This is a genomic window from Streptomyces cynarae (genome assembly GCF_025642135.1).
In the GTDB taxonomy this organism is placed as follows: domain Bacteria; phylum Actinomycetota; class Actinomycetes; order Streptomycetales; family Streptomycetaceae; genus Streptomyces; species Streptomyces cynarae.
Genome location: NZ_CP106793.1, coordinates 3450292 through 3471725, shown reverse-complemented (window position 1 = coordinate 3471725; position 21434 = coordinate 3450292). Strand labels below are relative to the sequence as shown.

Genomic DNA, 21434 nt, shown 5'->3' with positions numbered 1-21434 from the left:
CACCGAGTGGTACCAGTGGCGTGATGTGAGCTGAATCCCATCGCCTGCCGGCCCGGCGCTGTCCGAGCGTCGACGCCACCGGGGCGCCGGTAGGGTGGCCCGGTTGTCGTACGCATCCCAGCCGCCCGACCCACACGGAGACCGTGAGTACCACCGCCGCCGCCAGCTCCAGTTCCTCGCACTCCCACCACCTCTCACCCGCCTTCCCCGGCCGTGCGCCCTGGGGCACCGCCAGCAAGCTGCGTGCCTGGCAGCAGGGGGCGATGGAGAAGTACGTCCAGGAGCAGCCGCGTGACTTCCTCGCCGTCGCCACCCCCGGCGCCGGTAAGACGACGTTCGCCCTGACGCTCGCGTCCTGGTTGCTGCACCATCACGTGGTGCAGCAGGTGACCGTGGTCGCGCCGACCGAGCACCTGAAGAAGCAGTGGGCGGAGGCCGCCGCGCGGATAGGGATCAGACTGGACCCCGAGTACAGCGCAGGCCCCCTCGGCCGGGAGTACCACGGCGTCGCCGTCACCTACGCCGGCGTCGGCGTGCGGCCCATGCTGCACCGCAACCGCGTCGAGCAGCGCAAGACCCTCGTCATCCTCGACGAGATCCACCACGCGGGCGACTCCAAGTCCTGGGGCGAGGCGTGCCTGGAGGCGTTCGAGCCGGCGACCCGCCGACTCGCCCTGACGGGCACGCCGTTCCGGTCCGACACCAACCCCATCCCGTTCGTGACGTACGAGGAGGGGGCGGACGGTATCCGGCGCTCGGCCGCCGACTACACCTACGGCTACGGGTCCGCGCTCGCCGACGGCGTCGTGCGGCCGGTCATCTTCCTCTCCTACAGCGGCAACATGCGCTGGCGCACCAAGGCGGGCGACGAGATCGCCGCCCGGCTGGGCGAGCCCATGACCAAGGACGCCGTCAGCCAGGCCTGGCGCACCGCGCTCGACCCGCGCGGCGAGTGGATGCCGAGCGTGCTGCGCGCCGCCGACCAGCGGCTCACCGAGGTCCGCAAGTCCATCCCGGACGCAGGCGCCCTCGTCATCGCCTCCGACCAGGACTCGGCCCGCGCCTACGCCAAGCTGATCCGCGAGATCACCGGGCACAGGGCGACCCTCGTGCTGTCCGACGACGCCGGTGCCTCCGACCGGATCGACGAGTTCAGCAACAACGAAGACCGGTGGATGGTCGCGGTCAGGATGGTGTCCGAGGGCGTCGACGTGCCCCGGCTCGCGGTCGGGGTGTACGCGACCACGATCTCGACACCTCTCTTCTTCGCCCAGGCCGTCGGCCGTTTCGTACGGTCCCGGCGGCGCGGCGAGACCGCGTCCGTGTTCCTGCCGACCGTACCCGACCTGCTCTCCTTCGCAGGCGAGATGGAGCGGGAACGCGACCACGTCCTCGACAAGCCGAAGAAGGACGGCGAGGCCGAAGACCCGTACGCCGAGTCCGAGAAGGAGATGGAGGAGGCGAACCGGGAGAACGACGAGGACACCGGCGAGCAGGACATGCTGCCGTTCGAGGCGCTTGAGTCCGACGCCGTCTTCGACCGGGTCATGTACAACGGCGCCGAGTTCGGCATGCAGGCCCACCCGGGCAGCGAGGAGGAGCAGGACTACCTCGGCATCCCGGGGCTTCTCGAGCCGGAACAGGTGCAGTTGCTGCTGCAGAAGCGGCAGGCCCGGCAGATCGCGCACAGCCGCAAGAAGCCGGACGCGGAGGCCGACCTGCTGGAGTTGCCCGCGGAACGGCGGCCCGTGGTCACGCACAAGGAACTGATGGAACTGCGCCGGCAGTTGAACACGATGGTCGGGGCGTACGTCCATCAGAGCGGGAAGCCGCACGGCGTGATCCACAACGAGCTGAGGCGGGTGTGCGGGGGCCCGCCGAGCGCGGAGTGCACGGCCGGGCAGTTGCGGCAGCGCATCGCGAAGGTCCAGGAGTGGGCCACGCGGATGAAGTGACCCCGACGCTCGCCGACGTCAGCAGAGGGGACCGGGAGAACCGGGGACCAGCTGACGAGGGGACGTATCTCCGCAAAACAAACCACTCCCCACCGGCCACTGACCGGATTCTGGACGGAGCCTTCCGCTGAGCGAACCGGCTCGCTACTGTCCCGCTACGCACACGCCCCGTGGCAGCGCCGCCGCGGAGCGCAGCCGTGAAGCGACAGAGTCCGGGAGCCGCCCGGGCCGCCAGCCGATCGGCGGCCTCTGAAGCGCGTCGCCGACGGGACTCGGTGTCGCATCCGCCGCGAAGGGGGCCGTCGACCTCACCACTAAGGAGTGGGCGTCGTGACCGCGGAGACTTCCCAGACGCTCGACCGGGGCCTCAAGGTCCTCAAGCTGCTCGCCGACACCGACCACGGGCTGACCGTCACCGAGCTCTCCCACAGACTGGGCGTGAACCGGACCGTGGTGTACCGGTTGTTGGCCACGCTGGAGCAGCACTCCCTCGTACGCCGCGACCTGGGTGGCCGCGCCCGGGTCGGGCTGGGCGTACTGCGCCTGGGCCGCCAGGTGCATCCGCTGGTGCGGGAGGCCGCGCTGCCCGCGCTGCGGTCCCTGGCCGAGGACATAGGGGCGACCGCGCACCTCACGCTCGTCGACGGCGCGGAGGCGCTGGCCGTCGCGGTGGTCGAGCCGTCGTGGACCGACTACCACGTGGCCTACCGCGCCGGGTTCCGGCACCCCCTCGACCGGGGAGCCGCGGGCCGGGCGATCCTCGCCGCCCGCCGACAGCCCATCGCCGAGCCCGGGTACACGCTCACGCACGGCGAGCTGGAGGCAGGGGCCTGCGGGGCCGCGGCACCCCTGATAGGGGTGACCGGGGTCGAGGGCAGCGTGGGCGTCGTGATGCTGGCGGACTCGGTACCGGAGCGGGTGGGTCCCCGGGTGGTGGACGCGGCGCGGGAGGTGGCGGAGGCACTGCGCTGAGCGCCGGCCGTCCAGGAACGTCAGCGTTCAGGACCCTCGGCTGTTCAGGTTTCTCAGCGTTCAGGACCCTCGGCTGCCCAGGACAAGTGCAACACCCTCAGCTGTTCAGAACCCTCAACTGCACCCACAGCGTCAGCCGTTCATCCGCGTCGTCCAGGTCCACCCCGAGCTGCCGCCGCACCTGACGCAGCCGGTACCGGCACGTGTTCGGGTGCACGGCGAGCCGTTCCGCCGCACCCCCCACATCGCACCCCGCCTCCAGCCACGCGAGCAGGGTGGCCGCGTACTCCGTGCCGTGCCCGACGTCGTACGCTACGACCTCCTCCCATGCGCCCGCGGCCAACTCCCGTCTGTCCCGCATCACTTCGGCGAGCCGTAGCAGCGTGATCCGGGCCCGCACCTGCCGCACGGACGCCACCGGCTGCTCCGGCCCGAGCACCCGCAGCACCAGGTCCGCGTCCTGCCGCGAGGCGGCCGCCTCGGCGAGGGAGGGCACCACCTCCCCGAGCCCCGCCAGCACCGGCACCCGCAGCGCCCGCACCGCCCGACGCACGATGTCCTCCGCCAACCGCACGTGCCGCTCACCACCACGCTCCCCGGAAGCGGGCAGCAGCGCGTACACCACCCCGTCGACCAGCACGCACGTGTGCCGCCCGTACCGCGCCTCACATTGGAGCCGCACGAGGTCCAGCAGCCGGAGCGTGGTCTGCTCGTCATCAGGTGCGGACGGTGCCGACGGTGCGGACAGGGCGGACGGAGCGGACACCGTGGAGTCGGAGTCCAGGACGAACGCCGCGACCCGTACGGCCTGGAGCCCCAGCCGGTGGGCGGCGGCGGCCGGGTCGGCGGCGCCGTCGAGGACGCGGCGCAGCAGGGCGCCGTCCTGGTGCCGGGCCAGTTCCCGCGCGGCACGCGCCCGCAGCAGCAGCAGGGCCGCCGTGGACGCTCCCCGCGCCAGCGCCTCCTCGGCGTCGGGTGCGAGCCGGCCGTCGTCCACCACCCACAGGGACCCGAGGGTCTCGCCGCCGGCGCGTACGGCCACGGCGAGCCGTGGCAGCGCTCCCGCGAGAGCCGGCAGCCGTACCGGGCCGGAGACCGAGAGCACGGTCCGGTACTGCTCGGCGTTGTCCGGGATCTCCGGCACCTTCAGGCCGAGGATGCCCTGGCGGCGGTCCTCGTCCGTGGTCTGCCCGGGAACCGTCGAGTAGGCAAGGATCCGCTGCCCCGGGTCCTCGATCGCGGTGGCCCCGCCGACGGCCGCCGCCACCGCGTCGGCCAGCGCGAACAGTTCCCCGCGCGTGTCCCCGCCGCCCCCGGCCGCCGGGCGCGCGGCCAGCGCCGACGCCAGCAGCAGGTGCACCTGGTGCCAGGCCGCGTCCTCGTCCACGCCCAGCAGGGCGACCCCGGCCGCCTCCGCCTCGGCGACCGGCCCGTCCTCACCCCGTACCACGACGCCGGTCATCCCGGCCTCCGCCGCCGCCCGCACCAGCGGACCGGCGGCCCGGGGGCGGCACGCCCACCGCGAGCAGCAGGGCGCCCGGGGCGCGGGGAGCGGGGCGTGGGCGTCGTGGAGCAGCGCCTCGGTGACGGGCGCGGTCAGCCCGGCGGGCGCGGTGCGCAGGCGCAGCGAGGGTTCACCGACGACGTCCAGCAAGTCGCCGAGCGTGCGGACGTCCATGGCAGTGTCCCCGAGTGCTTGTCCGATCCCCTCAGCAACGTACGCGCACGTTGTCCTTCTCCACAACGCCGACGCCCGCCGCTCCTTCGACACTCGTGTCATGACTGCAGAGACGGACCGACCACCCGTACACCCCCACGCGGTCGACGCCGACCATGCCGCCCGCGCGGCCGGGGTCACCGTGCGCACCGTGCACGACGTGACCGGTATCGCCGCCGTGGCCGGCTTCTTCAGCGACGTCTGGCGGACCCCGCGGCAGGCCCCGCCGCTGCCCGCCGAGGTGATGCACAGCCTGGTGCACGCGGGCGGCGCCGTGCACGCCGCGTACACCCTGGACGGGGGCCGGCTCGCCGGGGCCTGCGTCGCCGTCTTCGGCCCGCCGGCGTCCGCGGAGGCGTACTCCCTGGTGGCGGCGGCCGACCGGGGCGTCGGGTACGCCGTGAAGCAGGCGCAGCGCGGCTGGCTCCTGGAGCGGGGCGCGCGCACCCTGCGCTGGACGTTCGACCCGCTGGTGGGCCGCAACGCCCGCTTCAACCTGGTCAAGCTGGGCGCGACGGGCACCGAGTACCTGGTCGACTTCTACGGCCGGATGGCCGACGGCGTGAACGAGGGCGACGAGAGCGACCGGCTCACGGTGACCTGGGACCTGACGGCGCCCCGCGAGGGGCGCGAGACCGGCGACCGCGCCGCCGCACCCGTGACCCACCTCGCCCCCGACGGCGCCCCGCTCGCCCGCCGCTCCCGCGACGACCGGCAGGTGTGGTGCCGCGTACCGGACGACGTCGTCGCCCTGCGCGCCGCCGACCCCGCTCTCGCCCTGCGCTGGCGGCACGCCGTCCGCGACGTCTTCACCGGGGCCTTCGCCGAGGGGTTCACGGCGACGGGCATGTCCCGGGACGGCTGGTACACGCTCAGCCGAACGCTCACCCGCGAGGAGGAATCCCCGGCATGAAGCTCGAACGCGTCGAGATCGTCCATGTGGCGATCCCGCTCGTGACCCCTTTCCGCACCTCCTTCGGGACGATGACCACGAAGGACACCTTCCTGCTGCACGTCGTCACGGACGCCGCCGAGGGCTGGTCGGAGTTCGCGGGCGACCCGGAGCCGCGCTACTGCTCCGAGTTCGTCGCCGGGGCCGAGATCCTCCTGCGGGACTTCCTGCTGCCGCGCGCCGCCGCCCTGCCGCGGCTGACGACGGCCGCGCTCGCCCCGGCCCTGGCGAAGGTCAAGGGGCACGAGCTGGCGAAGGCGGCGCTGGAGACGGCGGTCCTGGACGCCGAGCTGCGCACGCACGGCATGCCGCTCGCGACCTACCTCGGGGCGGTACGGGACCGGGTGCCGGCCGGGGTGTCGGTCGGCATCAAGGACTCCGTGCCCGAACTGCTGGACGACGTCGAGCACTACCTGGCCGAGGGGTACGTCCGCATCAAGCTGAAGATCGAGCCGGGCTGGGACCTCGAGCCCGTACGGGCCGTGCGCGAGCGGTTCGGGGACGCGCTGCCGCTCCAGGTCGACGCGAACACGGCGTACACGCTCGCCGACGCCGAGCACCTGCGGCGGCTGGACGAGTTCGGGCTGCTGCTGATCGAGGAGCCGCTGGACGAGAACAACCTGCACGCCCACGCCCGGCTCCAGCAGCGCCTGGCCACGCCCGTCTGTCTGGACGAGTCCCTGCACAACGCCCGCGACACCGCCTCCGCGATCGCCATGGACGCCTGCCGCGTGGTGAACGTCAAGCCCGCGCGGGTGGGGGGCTACCTGGAGGCCCGGCGCGTGCACGACGTGGCGCACGCGCACGGGGTGCCGGTGTGGTGCGGCGGCATGCTGGAGACGGGCATCGGCCGGGCGCCGAACCTCGCCCTGGCCGCCCTGCCCGGCTTCACGCTCCCGGGCGACACCTCGGCGTCGACCCGCTACTTCGCGGAGGACATCACCGAGCCGTTCGTCCTGGAGGACGGCCATCTGCCGGTCCCGTCCGCGCCCGGGATCGGTGTGGAACCGCTGCCGGACGCACTACGGCGCTTCTCGGCGGGAAGGAGGGACCTCTACGCGGCCTGACGCGGCTCGATGCGGCTTGACGCGGCCTGTGCGAGGACCCGGGGGCCCGACCGGCGCCTGGCCAAAAGTGGCCGTCGCGTTAGATTGATCCCGTGCTCTCTCGCCTCTCCCGCCCCAAGGCCGCCACCGTCTGCGCCCTGCCCGTCGTGGCTCTGCTCGCCACGGCGGTGTTCGCGCCGCTGCCGTTCGCCGTGGCGCAGCCCGGCATGACGGCGAACGTGCTGGGCGAGAACAAGGGCACCGCGGTGATCACGATCAACGGGGCGCCCACCCGCACGACGACCGGCCAGCTGCGGATGACGACGATCGAGGCGACGGGCCCCGACGCGCAGGTCTCACTCGGCGACGTGATCGACGGCTGGTTCCGCACGGACCGCGCGGTGCTGCCGCGCGACGCGGTCTACCCGAGCGGCGACACGGTCAAGGAGATCGAGCAGCACAACACCGAGCAGATGAAGCAGTCCCAGGACGCGGCGACCCGCGCGGCCCTGTCGTATCTGCACCTCGGTGGCGAGAAGGTGAAGGTCACGCTGAAGCTCGCGGACGTCGGCGGCCCCAGCGCGGGGCTGCTGTTCACCCTCGGCATCATCGACAAGCTGAACGGCAACGGCACGGGCGGCGACCTCACGGGCGGCCGCACGATCGCCGGTACGGGCACGATCGACCCCTCGGGCCAGGTCGGCCCGGTGGGTGGCGTGGCCCTCAAGACGCAGGCCGCCAAGCGCGACGGCGCGACCGTCTTCCTGGTCCCGAGGGCGGAGTGCGCCGACGCGAAGGCGGAACTGCCCAAGGGCCTGCGGCTGGTACCGGTGACCACCCTCAAGAGCGCGATCGACGCCCTGGCGTCCCTCGAGAAGGCGAACGGCTCGGTCCCGAGCTGCTAGGCGACGGACCTCCGGCGACCGGTCGACGGCCGACCGGTCGACGACCCCGGGGGGAGCGGTCGACGACCCCGGGGGGACCGGTCGACGACCCCGGTAACCTCGACGGCCCCGGGGGGACCGGTCGACGGCCCCGGTAACCTCGACGGCCCCGGGGGACCGGTCGACGACCCCGGTAACCTCGACGGCCCCGGCGGGCCGGGACGCGAAACGCCGGGAGCCAATCGGCGCAACCCGGGGGCTCTGCGGGAGCGATCTCTTCCGCTATCTTGTTACCGCGCCGTAGTTAATGCCTCAACAAGGCCTGCCGGCGCGGTCTTTGCCTGTCTTCGGCTCCCGTTTCCGAGCGGAGTTCCCCGTGACCCAGCGTTGTGTCATGCCCATGGCCGAAATGGCTGAAGCGCCCTCGTCCGCTTGACCGGCGGGGAACGCTCCGGCCGTCCGTCCGTGCACCCGCTCACCGAAAGTCCCCTCACTTCGTGACCGTCTCCCTGTACGAGATCCAGCCGGCCGGCCGGCACGCCGCGGTGCCCACCGGCAGCCTGTTCCGGCGGGTCTACGCGCCGCGCGCCTGCGACGCGCTCGCCTACTCCATGGCGACCTACGCCATGCCGCTCGTCGTGCTGGCGACCACCGGCTCCGCGTCCCTGACCGGCCTGGCCTTCGCACTGGAGTGGATCCCCCGGGTGGCCGCCTTCGGCTTCGCCGGTGACCTGGTGGACCGCAGCGGCGCGGCGATCGTGTGCTTTCTCGCCTCGCTCACCCGCGCCCTGCTGGTGGCGGGCGCCGCTGTCGTGCTGGTGATGCTGCCGCGGGGGACGGCCGAGACCGCCACGGTCATGGCACTTGCCGCCGTGACCGGTGCCCTCACCCAGTTCAGCTTCATCGCCAACGAGGCGGTGGGCGCCATCGTCGGCCGCCGCGTCGAGGGACGGTCCCACAAGGTGCAGCCGGTGCTGATCGGCATCGACCAGACGGCCACCCTCGTCGGCCCCGCCCTGGGCGGCGTCCTGCTCCTGACCGGGCCGACCCGCATGCTCGCGTGCCTGAGCGTGCTGTCCTTCCTGTCCGCCGGCCTCGCCCTGCAGACCCCGCCCACACCCCTGCGTGCGGCACGCCAGGGCGGACAGGGACGCCGCGGAGGCATGCGGGAAGGGTGGCGGACGCTGCGTTCCCTGCCCTCCCTGCGACGACTCGTGGCCGGACTCGCCTGCTCGAACCTGGCGCTCGGCCTGCTGCAGTCGGCCGGCCCCGTTCTCGTGGAGGACCACTTCGGCCGTTCCCCGGCCGCCGTCGGCACGCTCTGGTCGGTCGCCGCCGCCGCCACGCTGGTCGCGGTCACCTGCTGCCGGTTCGCCCTCGACCGGCTGGGCCTGTGGGGCGTCGGCGTGATCAGTGCGACCGTAGCGTCCGCCGCCTGCCTCGCCGTGCCGCAGGCCCCCTCCTACCTCAGCTACACGGCCCTCGTGGCCCTCTTCATGGCCGCCGACGGCGGGCTCACCGTAGTGCTGCGCACACTGCGTTCGTTGATCATCCCGCCCGCGGCCTTCGGCACGACGCTCTCCCTGACGATCCTGCTCCTGCTGCTGCCCTTCCCGGTGGCGGGCATCCTGCTCGCCGTCACCCCACCGCCGTATCTGACCGACGTCATCGGGGCGTGCGCCGCACTGCAGGCGGTGACCCTGCTCGTCACCTTCGTCAGGCTGCGCAACGACCCGGTGCTCCGCGCCACCGCGGACCCGGCCCACGCCGGCAGGTGACTGCACCGGTCAGCCCCCTCAGGTCTCCTCGCGGTCCCGCGCCGCCTGTTCCACCAACGGGATGACCCGCAGCGGTACCGGGTTCTCCATCACGATCGCCGTGGAGGCGCGGACGATGCCCTCGAAGCCGACCACGCGGTCGATCACCCCTTGCAGGTCCGCGTTCGAGCGGGCCACCAGGCGGCACAGCATGTCGCCGCTGCCCGTCGTCGTGTGCAGCTCCAGGACCTCCGGCACCGTCGCCAGGTGGGCCCGTACGTCCGCGCCCTGGCCCTGGCGGATCTGGAGGGTCGCGAACGCCGTGACCGGGTAGCCGAGCGCCGCCGGGTCCACCTCCGGGCCGAAGCCGCGGATCACTCCGTTCGCCTGCAACCGGTCGAGGCGCGCCTGGACCGTGCCGCGCGCCACCCCGAGCCGCCGGGACATCTCCAGCACCCCGATGCGCGGTTCCCGGGCCAGCAGCACGATGAGCCGGGCGTCCAGATGATCGATCGCCATGCCGTGCTCCTCGATGGTCATCCTGTACAGAACGCCCGGCGACACGGGCGGTTCACTGGGCAGACTGCCCAGCCGGAAAGCAAACTATTGCGCACCTTGCGGAGCCGGGCGAGGCTGCCGCTATGACGCAGACCACACACCACGCCCCTGACACCGCGCGCGAGGCCGACCCCTTCCCGGTGAAGGGAATGGACGCGGTCGTCTTCGCCGTCGGCAACGCCAAGCAGGCCGCGCACTACTACTCCACCGCCTTCGGCATGCGGCTCGTGGCGTACTCCGGACCGGAGAACGGCAGCCGTGAGACCGCGAGCTACGTCCTGGAGAACGGCTCCGCCCGTTTCGTCCTCACCTCCGTCGTCAAGCCCACCACCACCTGGGGCCACTTCCTCGCCCAGCACGTGGCCGAGCACGGCGACGGCGTCGTCGACCTCGCCATCGAGGTCCCCGACGCCCGCGCCGCGTACGCGTACGCCCTCGAGCACGGCGCCCGCTCCGTCGCCGAGCCGTACGAGCTGAAGGACGAGCACGGCACCGTCGTCCTCGCCGCGATCGCCACCTACGGCGAGACCCGCCACACCCTGGTCGAGCGCTCCGGCTACGACGGCCCCTACCTGCCCGGCTACGTCGCCGCCGATCCGATCGTCGAGCCGCCCGCCCACCGCACCTTCCAGGCCATCGACCACTGTGTCGGCAACGTGGAACTCGGCCGCATGAACGAATGGGTGGAGTTCTACAACAAGGTCATGGGCTTCACGAACATGAAGGAGTTCGTGGGCGACGACATCGCCACCGAGTACAGCGCCCTGATGTCCAAGGTGGTCGCCGACGGCACGCTCAAGGTCAAGTTCCCGATCAACGAGCCCGCCGTCGCCAAGAAGAAGTCCCAGATCGACGAGTACCTGGAGTTCTACGGCGGTCCCGGCGTCCAGCACATCGCGCTCAACACCAACGACATCGTGCGGACGGTCCGCACCATGCGGGCGGCCGGCGTGGAGTTCCTCGACACCCCGGACTCGTACTACGACACCCTCGGCGAGTGGGTCGGCGACACCCGGGTCCCCGTCGAGACCCTGCGCGAGCTGAAGATCCTCGCCGACCGCGACGAGGACGGCTACCTGCTGCAGATCTTCACCAAGCCGGTCCAGGACCGCCCGACGGTCTTCTTCGAGATCATCGAGCGCCACGGCTCCATGGGCTTCGGCAAGGGCAACTTCAAGGCCCTGTTCGAGGCGATCGAGCGCGAGCAGGCCAAGCGCGGCAACCTGTAGGCCGCCCGGAGGACGTCCCCGGGGCCGTCCTGGAAACCGTCCCCGGAGGGAGCGCCTGTCCCTGGCGCTCCCTCCGGGCACTCCTGGCGCGCTCCGGGCTTCCCACCGCCGCCCCCCGGTGCGACGCTGTGATCATGAGCCGTATCGAAGCCCCGCGCGACGAAGTCACCGGCAACCTCCTCGACCGCCTCAAGACCGGCCTGCCGGCCGAGGCCGTCCTGACCGACCCCGACGTCACGGCCTCGTACGCGAACGACATGGCGAGCTTCTGCACGGCCGGCACCCCGGCCGTGGTCGTGCTGCCGCGCACCGTCGAAGAGGTCCAGCACGTCATGCGGACGGCCACCGAACTGCGCGTCCCGGTCGTCCCGCAGGGCGCCCGCACCGGCCTGTCGGGCGCGGCCAACGCCTCGGACGGCTGCATCGTGCTCTCCCTGACCAAGATGGACCGGATCCTGGAGATCAACCCGGTCGACCGCATCGCCGTCGTCGAACCCGGCGTCGTCAACGCCGCGCTCTCCCGCGCGGTGCACGAACACGGCCTGTACTACCCGCCGGACCCCTCCAGCTGGGAGATGTGCACCATCGGCGGCAACATCGGCACCGCCTCCGGCGGTCTGTGCTGCGTGAAGTACGGGGTGACGGCCGAGTACGTCCTCGGCCTCGACGTCGTCCTCGCCGACGGACGCCTGATGTCCACCGGCCGCCGTACGGCCAAGGGGGTCGCCGGGTACGACCTCACCCGGCTCTTCGTGGGTTCCGAGGGCTCCCTCGGCATCGTCGTACGGGCGATCCTCGCACTGAAGCCGCAGCCGCCCCAGCAGCTCGTCCTGGCAGCCGAGTTCGCCTCCGCGGCGGCCGCCTGCGACGCCGTGTGCCGGATCATGGCGGGAGGGCACGTACCGTCGCTCCTCGAACTCATGGACCGTACGACCGTCAAGGCCGTCAACGCCCTTGCCCACATGGGCCTCCCGGAGAGCACCGAAGCGCTGCTCCTCGCCGCCTTCGACACCCCGGACCCGGCCGCGGACCTCGCCGCCGTCGGCGCCCTGTGCGAGGCCGCGGGCGCCACCCAGGTCGTACCGGCCGACGACGCGGCCGAGTCGGAACTTCTGCTGCAGGCGCGGCGGTTGTCGCTCACCGCGCTCGAGGCCGTCAAGGGCACCACGATGATCGACGACGTGTGCGTGCCCCGCTCCAAGCTCGGCGAGATGCTCGACGGGGTCGAGCGGATCGCCGAGAAGTACCAGCTCACCATCGGCGTCTGCGCCCACGCCGGGGACGGCAACACCCACCCGACCGTCTGCTTCGACGCGCAGGACCCCGACGAGTCCCGGCGCGCCCGCGAGTCCTTCGACGAGATCATGGCCCTGGGCCTGCGACTCGGCGGCACGATCACCGGCGAGCACGGCGTCGGCGTCCTGAAGAAGGAGTGGCTGGCGCGCGAGATCGGCCCGGTGGGCGTGGAGATGCAACGGGCCGTCAAACAGGTCTTCGACCCGCTGGGGATCCTCAACCCCGGCAAACTGTTCTGACCCGTTCGGCCCACGCCGCCTCACCCTCGTCGGCAGGGGCCGGGGTGAGCGGTGCGGCCGGGCCGCCGTCGAGGCCGAGCCGCCCGGACCCGGAGCCCGGCGGAACGAGCCGCAGGGCAGACGGCGCGGGACCACCACGCGGGTTTCGGAGAATTCCCTTCGGCGTGTGTCCCGGGCGTGTGAAGGGCGTGCACGGTGTCGCCCGGAAAGGGGTGGGTACCGGCGGACCGGCAATGCCGCCTGCACACTTCTGATAGATGTGGAGCCTCACACGACCCCCCGAGCAGATACGGGACGACGGACATGAGCGCCCCAACCCCGGCACCCGGCGACGACAGGCCCCGCGAAGGCTACTACCCGGACCCCTCCATTCCCGGATATGTCCGGTACTGGAACGGTGTCTCCTGGGTCCCGGGCACCAGCCGGCCGGCTCCCACCGACGGCGAGCCGCTCTCCCCGCCGGCGGGCGCGCGCCCCGCGCAGCCCTCGGTGGAGGAGACCGGGCCGCACTTCTTCGACGAGGACCCGGTCGGCGAACCCGATCGCGGTGGCCAGGCCGACGGCCACCCGGGGCCCGCCCCGGCCTGGGGCGCCGACCGCTCCCAGCAGTCCGGCTTCGGTGGCGAGCAGGACCGCCGGGTGTCCTGGGGCGCCGCCCGGGCCGTGGACCCGAGGCTGCCGGCTGCCGACCCCGGGCCCGAGGAGTCCCCGGAGTCGCCCGGCACGACGGCGCTCCGGCGGCCTGCGCGCCCGGAGGGCACCGCCGGTACCGACGAACCCGCCCCCTCCGAGGGCACCATGAAGTTCCGCGCGGTCTCCCCGCGCACGGGGGAGCAGGGCACAGGCACGGCGGCTGCCGGTCCCGGCACCGGCCCCGGTGCGGCGCAGCCCGGCGCCGCGCGCCCGGCGAGCGCCCAGGCCGCGGCCCGTCAGGCGCTGGGCCTGAACCCGGAGGCCCCGAGCCCCGTCCCGGCACCGCAGCAGCCGTCCGTCCCGGCGCCTGCGGCGCCCGCGGCGGGGCTGCCCCCGCAACAGGCGGCGGCGCCGGTCGCCACGCCCCTGACCAGCGGCCCCGGCGGCGGCCAGCCCTCGTGGGCGCAGCAGGTGCACCAGCTGGCGAGCCCGGGTCCCGAGGGCGACCGGCCCGTCGCACCCTGGAAGCCGCCGGTGGAGGACCCGTTCCAGGCCGCCGCCCGGGCACAGGCGGCGGCCCGGCCCGCGGGACTCGGCAAGAGGCTCGCGGCGCGGCTGCTCGACACCCTGGTCCTGGCGGCGGTAACGGGCGTGGCCGCGGTACCGCTGGGTACGAAGGCGATCGACCACATCAACGGCAAGATCGACGCGGCGAAGCTGTCCGGGCAGACCGTCACGGTCTGGCTGCTCGACGGCACGACGTCGGTCTACCTCGCGATCGTGCTCGCCGTGCTGCTGGGCTTCGGGGTCCTCTACGAGGCGCTGCCGACCGCCAAGTGGGGGCGCACGCTGGGCAAGAAGGTCTGCGGTCTGGAGGTACGGGACATCGAGGCCCACCAGCCCCCGACCTTCGGCCAGGCCCTGCGCCGCTGGCTGGTCTACAGCGTCCCCGGTGTGCTCGTCGTGGGGGTGGTCGGCGTCCTGTGGTGCGTGTTCGACCGCCCGTGGCGCCAGTGCTGGCACGACAAGGCCGCCCACACGTTCGTGGCGGGCTGACCCGGACGGACCTGTAGGGATGCGGAGCCGGAGGGTTCGCGGTCGACTCGGGCCATGAGCACCGAACCGCCACCCCCCGGCCGAGGAGACGCCCCGGACCCCGACCGGCGGCCGTCTGCCGGCGACCCGACACCGCCCGGGCCCGGCAGCGGCTCGGCGCCCGGTGGGGCACCACCGCCCGGCCGCGGGGCCGCGTCCCTCAAGCCCGCCGGCGTACGGCTCGGCGGCAGGTCTGCGCAGGCTGGTGCATCCGCGCACGGCGGTGAGCCGCCCTACGGCGAGCCCCTCCCGGCGGCCGACCGCCCCACGGCGAGCCCCCGGCGGCGAGCCCCGCCCCGCGGGTGAACCACCCGGCGGGGAACCACCGGGCGGCCGACCGTCCGACGGCAGCCCCCCGTACGGCACACCCCCTCCCACCCCGGCGGTCCTTACGAGGGCGGTGGCCCGTACGGGGGAGGTGGCCCCGAGGGCGGTGGCCCGTACGGGGGAGGTGGCCCCGAGGGCGGCGGCTCGTACGGCGGCGGGGGCCCCGAGGGCGGTGGCCCGTACGGCGGTGGTGGCCCCGAGGGCGGCGGCCCGTACGGCGGCGGGGGCCCGCAGGGCCCCTACGACGGCACCGACCCCCTCGCCGGTATGCCCCCGCTCGCCGACAGCGGCAAGCGCGTCCTCGCGCGGATCATCGACATGATCCTCGTCGGCGTGGTCGTCTGGCTGCTGTCCTGGGCGTTCCACACGGTCGAGTACAACGTGGAGGCCACCAAGGTCGACACCGGCAAGTCCCTCGGCCAGTCCGTGATCGCGGCCGTGCTCTACACGGCCTACGACACGATCCTGATCAGCAGAACCGGGCAGACGCTCGGCAAGAGGCTGCTGAACATGCGCGTGGCCAACCTCGACGACGGCTCGAACCCGTCCCTCCAGGCGTCCCTGATCCGCGCCTCGGTGCTGTGGCTGCCGTTCGCGTTCTGCTGCGCCTGCGTGTGGACCGCGATCTGCGGCGGCTGGAGCTTCTTCGACCGGCCCTACAAACAGGGGCTGCACGACAAGGCGGCCAGGACGGTGGAGGTCAGCACGGCGGTCTGAGAGAGAGCGGTGGCGTAACGCATGAACCGGCGGACCCGTGCATCACGGGCCCGCCGGTTCGAGTGCTCGGTGTGAACTTGTGCGTACGCGCGCACGGTTCAGGGGTTCGCCGTCTCCCGTACGGGCTCGGTGGCCGCGGTGGATCCGACCGACGCCGTCGGGCGCCCCGCCGGTGCGTACTGTCGCGAGGCGGGCCGCTCCGCGGCGGCCGGCGCGGACTTCGGCAGCGGTACCGTCACGGCGACGAGCAGCCCGAGTGCGAGCGCCGACAGGGCGATCACGGCGATCCCCAGGCCCGAACTCGTCTGTGACAGCAACAGCATGGCGAGGGTGGAGAAGATCACGGTGCAGGAACCGTAGGCGAGCTGTGCGGCGTTCGGACGAGGCATGGCCATTCCTCGGGGTGGGGACTCCCCCCGTGCCTCTCGTGATGGGGGAGAATGCGGACAACTGCGGACAGGAGTGGGGCACGTGGACGTGCAGCCACGGAATCGCGGGAATGACAACGGTGTCGACAGGGCAAACCGCCGTCATTCCGGCGCTCCACCCGCCGACTCTATTCGCCACCATGCCCGAGTGGAACGGCTGGTAAGCGTGACCTAACCCACGGTTCCGAAGCACAAGGGGCGCACGGAGTCATGCGTTCCAGCAACTGGACACGTGCGCGCGCCGGTTGACGGGGGATTATGCCGACCGTGCTCGTTCGTATAGCGGACACCCCGTCCTGTTAATGCACTTGACCTGTCCAAGTCAAGGTCTGTTTTTTCTTGTAAACCTCCGGTCAAATGTCGTCACTTGACTACACGCGTTGATCGGCGCGCACGGGCCCCTCCATGACCAGGACCCCCTTCCGTGCGCCCTGGCGCGGGGGAGGAACTCAAGTGACCAGCAGACCCTGGACGTTCAGAGCGGCCGCGATAGGCGTCGCGCTCGCGGCGGCCTCCGCCACGTTCTCCACCTTCGCCGTCGCGGAGGCGAGCACCGCCGCCGAGGCCGCTGCCGCCATCCGGCACGACCCGGCGCCGGTGAAGCAGCAGGAGCACGACCTCGACGGCCCGCTGAGCAAGACCCAGGAGGCCCAGCGCCAGGAGGCCCTCAACCAGGTCATATCCGGCAAGGCCCAGGCCAAGGAGCGCAACGGCTCGAAGGTCGTCGAGCTCAAGAGCAAGAAGGGCGACCCCAAGTACGTCGAGCTGAGCCGGGAGAAGACCGACAAGATCTTCACCATCCTGGTCGAGTTCGGCGACAAGACCGACCCCAACTTCGGCGGCACGGCGGGCCCCCTGCACAACCGGATAGCCGCGCCGGACCGTACGAAGGACAACTCGACGGCCTGGCAGAAGGACTACAACCAGAAGCACTTCCAGGACCTGTACTTCGGCACCGGCAGCAACGTCGAGTCGGTGAAGAAGTACTACGAGAAGCAGTCCTCGGGCCGCTACTCGGTGGACGGCGAGGTCGCCGACTGGGTGAAGGTCCCGTACAACGAGGCCCGTTACGGCAACAACGCCTGCGGTTCCACCAACTGCCCGAGCGTGTGGAACGTCGTCAGTGACGGCGTGAGCGCCTGGGTCGCCCAGCAGAAGGCGGCCGGCAAGTCCGACGCGGACATCAAGGCGGACCTGGCGCGCTTCGACCAGTGGGACCGCTACGACTACGACGGCGACGGCAACTTCAACGAGCCCGACGGCTACATCGACCACTTCCAGATCGTGCACGCCGGCGAGGACGAGTCCGCGGGCGGCGGCGTCCAGGGCACCGACGCGATCTGGGCCCACCGCTGGTACGCGTTCGGCACCGACGCCGGCTCCACCGGCCCGGCGGGCAACAAGCTGGGCGGCACGCAGATCGGCGACAGCGGCATCTGGGTCGGCGACTACACCATCCAGCCGGAGAACGGCGGCCTGGGCGTCTACGCCCACGAGTACGGCCACGACCTCGGCCTGCCGGACGAGTACGACACCAACGGCGGCGAGAACTCCACCGGCTTCTGGACGCTGATGTCATCCGGCTCCTGGCTGGGCACCGGCAAGGAGGCCATCGGCGACCTCCCCGGCGACATGAACGCCTGGGACAAGCTCCAGCTGGGCTGGCTCAACTACGACACCGCGAAGGCCGGCATCAAGTCCTGGCACAAGCTGGGCGTCGCCGAGTACAACACCAAGTACCGGCAGGCGCTGGTGGTCAACCTGCCCGACAAGGCGGTCACCACCCAGGTCGTCACCCCCGCGCAGGGCTCGACCCAGTGGTGGAGCGGCAGCGGCAACGACCTGAAGAACACGCTGACCCGTTCCGTGGACCTCACCGGCAAGTCCTCGGCCATGCTGACCCTCGACGGCTACTACGACATCGAGGCCAACTACGACTACCTCTACACCGAGGTGTCGACCGACGGCGGCGCCAACTGGACCGCGCTGGACGGCACGGTGGACGGCCAGGCCATCCCGCGTGACGCCAGCAACACCCCGGCCCTGACCGGCACGGTCGACGGCTACAAGAAGCTGTCGTACCCCCTCGACGCCTACGCGGGCAAGAAGATCCAGCTCCGCTTCCGCTACCAGACGGACGGCGGTGTGGCCCTGAAGGGCTTCGCGGCCGACGAGATCGCGCTGACCGCCGACGGTTCGGCGCTGTTCTCGGACAACGCCGAGAGCGCGGACGCCGCTTGGACCGCGAACGGCTTCTCCCGCATCGGCGCGTCCTTCACCAAGGACTACAAGCAGTACTACATCGCCGAGAACCGCCAGTACGTGTCGTACGACAAGACCCTCAAGGTCGGCCCGTACAACTTCGGCTTCGCGCCGGCCCGTCCGGACTGGGTGGAGCACTACCCGTACCAGAACGGCCTGCTGATCTGGAAGTGGGACACCTCCCAGGCGGACGACAACACCAAGGACCACGCCGGCACCGGCCTGATCCTGCCGATCGACTCGCACCCCACCCCGCTGAAGTGGTCCGACGGCACGCTGATGCGCAACCGCATCCAGGCCTACGACTCACCCTTCAGCCTGGAGCGCACCGACGGCATCACCCTGCACAAGGAGGGCGTCGCGACGAAGATCAAGTCGTCGAAGGGCGTGTCGGTCTTCAACGACCACACCAGCACCTACTACGACGCCTCGAACCCGGCGGCCGGGGTCAAGATCACTGACACCAACACCAAAATCAAGATCGTCAAGCAGGGCGTGAACGGCTCGACGATCGAGCTGGAAGTCGGACCCGCGGTGAAGTAGTCGACATTTCCGCAGGTCAGAGGCGTATCGGCGGCAGCCCCTTGGCGGGCGGCCGCCGATCGTGCTTAGGTGCCTGCTGTGGCTCTCTTATTGACACCAGGTCTCACGGGGATGTGACGCGCATGGCCGCAGGAGGATTCTGCAAGCTGCCGCACGGCAGTGTGGTGGTGGCTCTGAACCTGCCCAGCCCGGGTTCGGGCGCCGGTTCGGTCCGCGTCCTGGTTCACGCCCAGAACCGTGCCCGCGCCCTGACGCGTCTGCGCAACCTGGGCCTGCGCGCGGTCTACCTGCGCGGTAACGCGGCCCCGCCGTCCCCGGACGAGGTCACGGCGGTCCTGCACCACCCGGACGGCCTGATATGGCGCACGGCCCCGGACACCGCGGCACAGGACCTGTCGGTCGAGCTGTGGCACCCGATCCGGTCCCTGCTGAGACGGACGGCCCAGTCGTGACCCGCTGAGGCGCACGGGAGCCGCGGGACGCGGGTGCGGGGGCGCGGCGGGGGTCAGGACACCACCGGCTTGCCGGACAGCTCCACGCCCGCCTCCCGGAGCTCCTCCAGCGCGCGCTCCGTGGTCTCCTCGGCCACCCCGGCGGTCAGGTCCAGCAGGACCTGCGTACGGAAGCCGCGGCGCACCGCGTCCAGCGCGGTGGCGCGCACGCAGTGGTCCGTGGCGATCCCCACCACGTCCACCTCGTCGATCTCCCGCTCCCGCAGCCAGTCCCCGAGGGCGCCCCCGTTCTCGTCGACTCCCTCGAACCCGCTGTACGCCGCCGAGTACGCCCCCTTGTCGAACACGGCGTCGACCGCGCCGGAGGCGACCGCCGGGGCGAAGTTCGGGTGGAAGCCCACACCCTCCGTGCCCGCCACGCAGTGTGCGGGCCACGAGTGGACGTAGTCGGGGTTGTCGGCGAAGTGGCCCCCGGGGGCGATGTGGTGGTCCCGGGTGGCCACCACATGGCGGTACCCGGCCGGGGCCTGCCCGATCAGCTCGGTGATCGCGGCAGCCACATCGGCACCCCCGGCCACCGCGAGGCTGCCACCCTCACAGAAGTCGTTCTGCACGTCTACGACGATCAAGGCGCGGCGCATGGTCGGTGTCCTTCGGCTTGGCAGCGGTTCGGGTGTGGAGGGTGCGGGCCCGGCCGTCCGTGAACTACATGACCTACCGAGCCTAGAGACTTCGGGGGCCGGGCGGGAGAGGGCATCGGGCGGTCGGCCCGGTGCGCGGGGTGCGTTGCCGTCGCATTCCCGCCCGCCGTCCGCTCATGCGCCCTCAGGCGAGCAGCGGCCGAAGCCGCGGCCCGCCCCTTCCTCCATGGTCCTCCCGGAGCGTCAACAGCGAGGCGTCAGACGTACTCGGTCGGGATCACCGGCTCACCGCGCGACAGCTGCGTCGCCGACAACGGCAGGTTGGCGCGGGCGGCCGCGTGCCGGTCCCGGACGACGTCCAGCGGCTCCCGCGAGATCACCTCGCCCTCCTTGACCAGCTGCACCAGCAGCTGCCGGTCCGCCAGCTCGTCCGGCACCGGCCCGACGCCGACCACCTCGGCCTCGGCCACCCCGTGCTCGTCCAGCCGCCGCGCCGCCCACTTGCGCCCGCCGACGGACGTCTTGCCGCCGGTCGACTTCTTCGCCACCGGCACCAGCGGCGCCTTCGGGTCCGCCGACTCGGCGCGGGCGACCAGCTTGTAGACCATCGAGCAGGTCGGGTGCCCGGAGCCCGTCACCAGCCGGGTGCCCACGCCGTACGCGTCCACGGGCGCCGCCGCCAGCGAGGCGATGGCGTACTCGTCCAGGTCCGAGGTCACGATGATCTTCGCGTGGGAGGCGCCCAGCGCGTCCAGCTGCTGCCGCACCCGGTGCGCGACCAGCAGCAGGTCGCCCGAGTCGATGCGCACGGCACCCAACTCGGGCCCGGCCACCTCGACGGCCAGCCGGACGGCCTCCGTGACGTCGTAGGTGTCCACGAGCAGCGTGGTGCCCCGGCCCAGCGACTCCACCTGGGCCCGGAAGGCGTCCCGCTCGCTGTCGTGCAGCAGCGTGAAGGCGTGCGCGGAGGTCCCGACCGTCGGAATGCCGTACCGGAAGCCGGCCGCCAGGTCCGAGGTGGTGGTGAAGCCGCCGACGTACGCGGCGCGGGAGGCGGCCACGGCCGCCAGCTCGTGGGTGCGCCGGGCGCCCATCTCGATCAGCGGCCGGCCCCCGGCGGCGGAGGCCATGCGCGAGGCGGCGGCCGCGACGGCCGAGTCGTGGTTGAGGATCGACAGGACGACGGTCTCCAGCAGCACGCACTCGGCGAAGGAGCCCTCGACCCGCATGATCGGCGAGCCGGGGAAGTACACCTCGCCCTCCGGGTAGCCCCAGATGTCGCCGCTGAAGCGATAGCCGGCGAGCCAGTCCAGCGTCTCGTCGTCGACGACCCGGCGCTCGCGCAGGAAGCCGAGGACGCCCGCGTCGAAGCGGAAGTTCTCCACCGCGTCCAGGACGCGCCCGGTACCGGCCACCACGCCGTAGCGGCGGCCGTCGGGCAGCCGCCGGGTGAAGACCTCGAAGACCGAGCGCCGCTCGGCGGTGCCGGCCCTGAGGGCGGCCTGCAGCATCGTCAGCTCGTAGTGGTCGGTGAAGAGCGCCGTCGAGGGAACGTCCACCGGCAACCCAAGGTCCGCTACGCCCACCAAAGCTCTCCTCACACACGACTGTTCGGGTGCACCCAACGGTGCTTCAAGTGCCTGGGACAGCCGATCGTACTCCTCATCTCGTCAGTCTGACGATTTGCGGGCCGGGTGGAGGTGCCCGTTTGTGCGACGCCCCCCCTCGGGT

The 21434-nt window shown here is 72.1% G+C and carries 17 protein-coding genes; 12 read left to right on the top strand and 5 right to left on the bottom strand.

The annotated features are described in order from the left end of the window. Positions 1 to 143: 143 nt before the first annotated feature. A complete protein-coding gene (locus tag N8I84_RS16125) occupies positions 144 to 1955 on the top strand; it encodes a DEAD/DEAH box helicase (protein WP_263230191.1) in 1812 nt (603 codons plus the stop codon). Positions 1956 to 2285: 330 nt separating this feature from the next. Next, on the top strand, positions 2286 to 2927 hold the full coding sequence (locus tag N8I84_RS16120; RefSeq protein ID WP_263230190.1) for an IclR family transcriptional regulator: 642 nt from the start codon (positions 2286 to 2288) through the stop codon (positions 2925 to 2927). Between the two features lie 97 nt (positions 2928 to 3024). Here N8I84_RS16120 and N8I84_RS16115 read toward each other — a convergent pair whose 3' ends face one another. After that, a complete protein-coding gene (locus N8I84_RS16115; protein WP_263230189.1) occupies positions 3025 to 4605 on the bottom strand; it encodes a PucR family transcriptional regulator in 1581 nt (526 codons plus the stop codon). A gap of 100 nt (positions 4606 to 4705) precedes the next feature. Here N8I84_RS16115 and N8I84_RS16110 point away from each other — a divergent pair, with 100 nt between their 5' ends. The 4 genes from N8I84_RS16110 (at position 4706) to N8I84_RS16095 (ending at position 9304) form a co-directional block, all read left to right on the top strand. After that, positions 4706 to 5557 carry a chorismate synthase gene (locus tag N8I84_RS16110; protein WP_263230188.1) on the top strand — a complete coding sequence of 284 codons (852 nt, stop codon included), beginning with the start codon at positions 4706 to 4708 and terminating at the stop codon, positions 5555 to 5557. Beyond that, on the top strand, positions 5554 to 6663 hold the full coding sequence (gene menC, locus N8I84_RS16105) for an o-succinylbenzoate synthase (protein WP_263230187.1): 1110 nt from the start codon (positions 5554 to 5556) through the stop codon (positions 6661 to 6663). Before N8I84_RS16110 ends, menC begins: the two co-directional genes overlap by 4 nt. Before the next feature lie 92 nt (positions 6664 to 6755). After that, positions 6756 to 7547, top strand: a complete 792-nt coding sequence (locus tag N8I84_RS16100) for a YlbL family protein (RefSeq protein ID WP_263230186.1) — start codon at positions 6756 to 6758, stop codon at positions 7545 to 7547. Positions 7548 to 8023: 476 nt separating this feature from the next. After that, positions 8024 to 9304 (top strand): MFS transporter, encoded by a 1281-nt coding sequence (locus N8I84_RS16095; RefSeq protein WP_263230185.1) that lies wholly within the window; start codon positions 8024 to 8026, stop codon positions 9302 to 9304. Positions 9305 to 9322: 18 nt separating this feature from the next. On the opposite strand, the gene N8I84_RS16090 is transcribed toward N8I84_RS16095, so the two are convergent. Further along, positions 9323 to 9802, bottom strand: a complete 480-nt coding sequence (locus N8I84_RS16090; protein WP_263230184.1) for an Lrp/AsnC family transcriptional regulator — start codon at positions 9800 to 9802, stop codon at positions 9323 to 9325. Positions 9803 to 9924: 122 nt separating this feature from the next. On the opposite strand from N8I84_RS16090, the gene hppD reads away from it, so the two are divergent. From hppD to N8I84_RS16070, 4 genes are all read left to right on the top strand, one after another. Next, positions 9925 to 11070, top strand: coding sequence for a 4-hydroxyphenylpyruvate dioxygenase (gene hppD, locus N8I84_RS16085; protein ID WP_263230183.1), 1146 nt, complete (start codon positions 9925 to 9927; stop codon positions 11068 to 11070). A 128-nt stretch (positions 11071 to 11198) separates the two neighbouring features. Next, on the top strand, positions 11199 to 12605 hold the full coding sequence (locus N8I84_RS16080) for an FAD-binding oxidoreductase (protein ID WP_263230182.1): 1407 nt from the start codon (positions 11199 to 11201) through the stop codon (positions 12603 to 12605). Between the two features lie 303 nt (positions 12606 to 12908). Then, the gene (locus tag N8I84_RS16075) at positions 12909 to 14294 is read left to right on the top strand and encodes an RDD family protein (RefSeq protein WP_263230181.1); all 1386 of its coding nucleotides are present in this window, start codon (positions 12909 to 12911) and stop codon (positions 14292 to 14294) included. 633 nt (positions 14295 to 14927) lie between these two features. Beyond that, complete coding sequence (locus tag N8I84_RS16070) at positions 14928 to 15377, top strand: RDD family protein (protein WP_390898902.1); 450 nt, start codon at positions 14928 to 14930, stop codon at positions 15375 to 15377. A 98-nt stretch (positions 15378 to 15475) separates the two neighbouring features. Here the strand turns inward: N8I84_RS16070 and N8I84_RS16065 are convergent, their stop codons facing one another. Then, positions 15476 to 15766, bottom strand: a complete 291-nt coding sequence (locus tag N8I84_RS16065) for a hypothetical protein (protein WP_263230180.1) — start codon at positions 15764 to 15766, stop codon at positions 15476 to 15478. Positions 15767 to 16258: 492 nt separating this feature from the next. Here N8I84_RS16065 and N8I84_RS16060 point away from each other — a divergent pair, with 492 nt between their 5' ends. Both N8I84_RS16060 and N8I84_RS16055 read left to right on the top strand, forming a co-directional pair. Further along, on the top strand, positions 16259 to 18610 hold the full coding sequence (locus N8I84_RS16060) for an immune inhibitor A (protein WP_263230179.1): 2352 nt from the start codon (positions 16259 to 16261) through the stop codon (positions 18608 to 18610). A gap of 122 nt (positions 18611 to 18732) precedes the next feature. Next, a complete protein-coding gene (locus N8I84_RS16055; protein WP_263230178.1) occupies positions 18733 to 19062 on the top strand; it encodes a hypothetical protein in 330 nt (109 codons plus the stop codon). Between the two features lie 53 nt (positions 19063 to 19115). Here the strand turns inward: N8I84_RS16055 and N8I84_RS16050 are convergent, their stop codons facing one another. Both N8I84_RS16050 and N8I84_RS16045 read right to left on the bottom strand, forming a co-directional pair. Further along, positions 19116 to 19703 carry an isochorismatase family protein gene (locus tag N8I84_RS16050; RefSeq protein WP_263230177.1) on the bottom strand — a complete coding sequence of 196 codons (588 nt, stop codon included), beginning with the start codon at positions 19701 to 19703 and terminating at the stop codon, positions 19116 to 19118. Positions 19704 to 19960: 257 nt separating this feature from the next. Then, positions 19961 to 21289 carry a nicotinate phosphoribosyltransferase gene (locus N8I84_RS16045; protein WP_263230176.1) on the bottom strand — a complete coding sequence of 443 codons (1329 nt, stop codon included), beginning with the start codon at positions 21287 to 21289 and terminating at the stop codon, positions 19961 to 19963. Positions 21290 to 21434: the final 145 nt, after the last annotated feature.

Bases quoted from the DNA above. Each gene is read 5' to 3' on its own strand.
- N8I84_RS16050 (WP_263230177.1), bottom strand. From the start codon at position 19,703: ATGCGCCGCGCCTTGATCGTCGTAGACGTGCAGAACGACTTCTGTGAG.
- N8I84_RS16090 (WP_263230184.1), bottom strand. From the start codon at position 9,802: ATGGCGATCGATCATCTGGACGCCCGGCTCATCGTGCTGCTGGCCCGG.
- menC (WP_263230187.1), top strand. From the start codon at position 5,554: ATGAAGCTCGAACGCGTCGAGATCGTCCATGTGGCGATCCCGCTCGTG.
- N8I84_RS16110 (WP_263230188.1), top strand. From the start codon at position 4,706: ATGACTGCAGAGACGGACCGACCACCCGTACACCCCCACGCGGTCGAC.
- N8I84_RS16115 (WP_263230189.1), bottom strand. From the start codon at position 4,605: ATGGACGTCCGCACGCTCGGCGACTTGCTGGACGTCGTCGGTGAACCC.
- N8I84_RS16075 (WP_263230181.1), top strand. From the start codon at position 12,909: ATGAGCGCCCCAACCCCGGCACCCGGCGACGACAGGCCCCGCGAAGGC.
- N8I84_RS16070 (WP_390898902.1), top strand. From the start codon at position 14,928: ATGCCCCCGCTCGCCGACAGCGGCAAGCGCGTCCTCGCGCGGATCATC.
- N8I84_RS16055 (WP_263230178.1), top strand. From the start codon at position 18,733: ATGGCCGCAGGAGGATTCTGCAAGCTGCCGCACGGCAGTGTGGTGGTG.
- N8I84_RS16065 (WP_263230180.1), bottom strand. From the start codon at position 15,766: ATGCCTCGTCCGAACGCCGCACAGCTCGCCTACGGTTCCTGCACCGTG.
- hppD (WP_263230183.1), top strand. From the start codon at position 9,925: ATGACGCAGACCACACACCACGCCCCTGACACCGCGCGCGAGGCCGAC.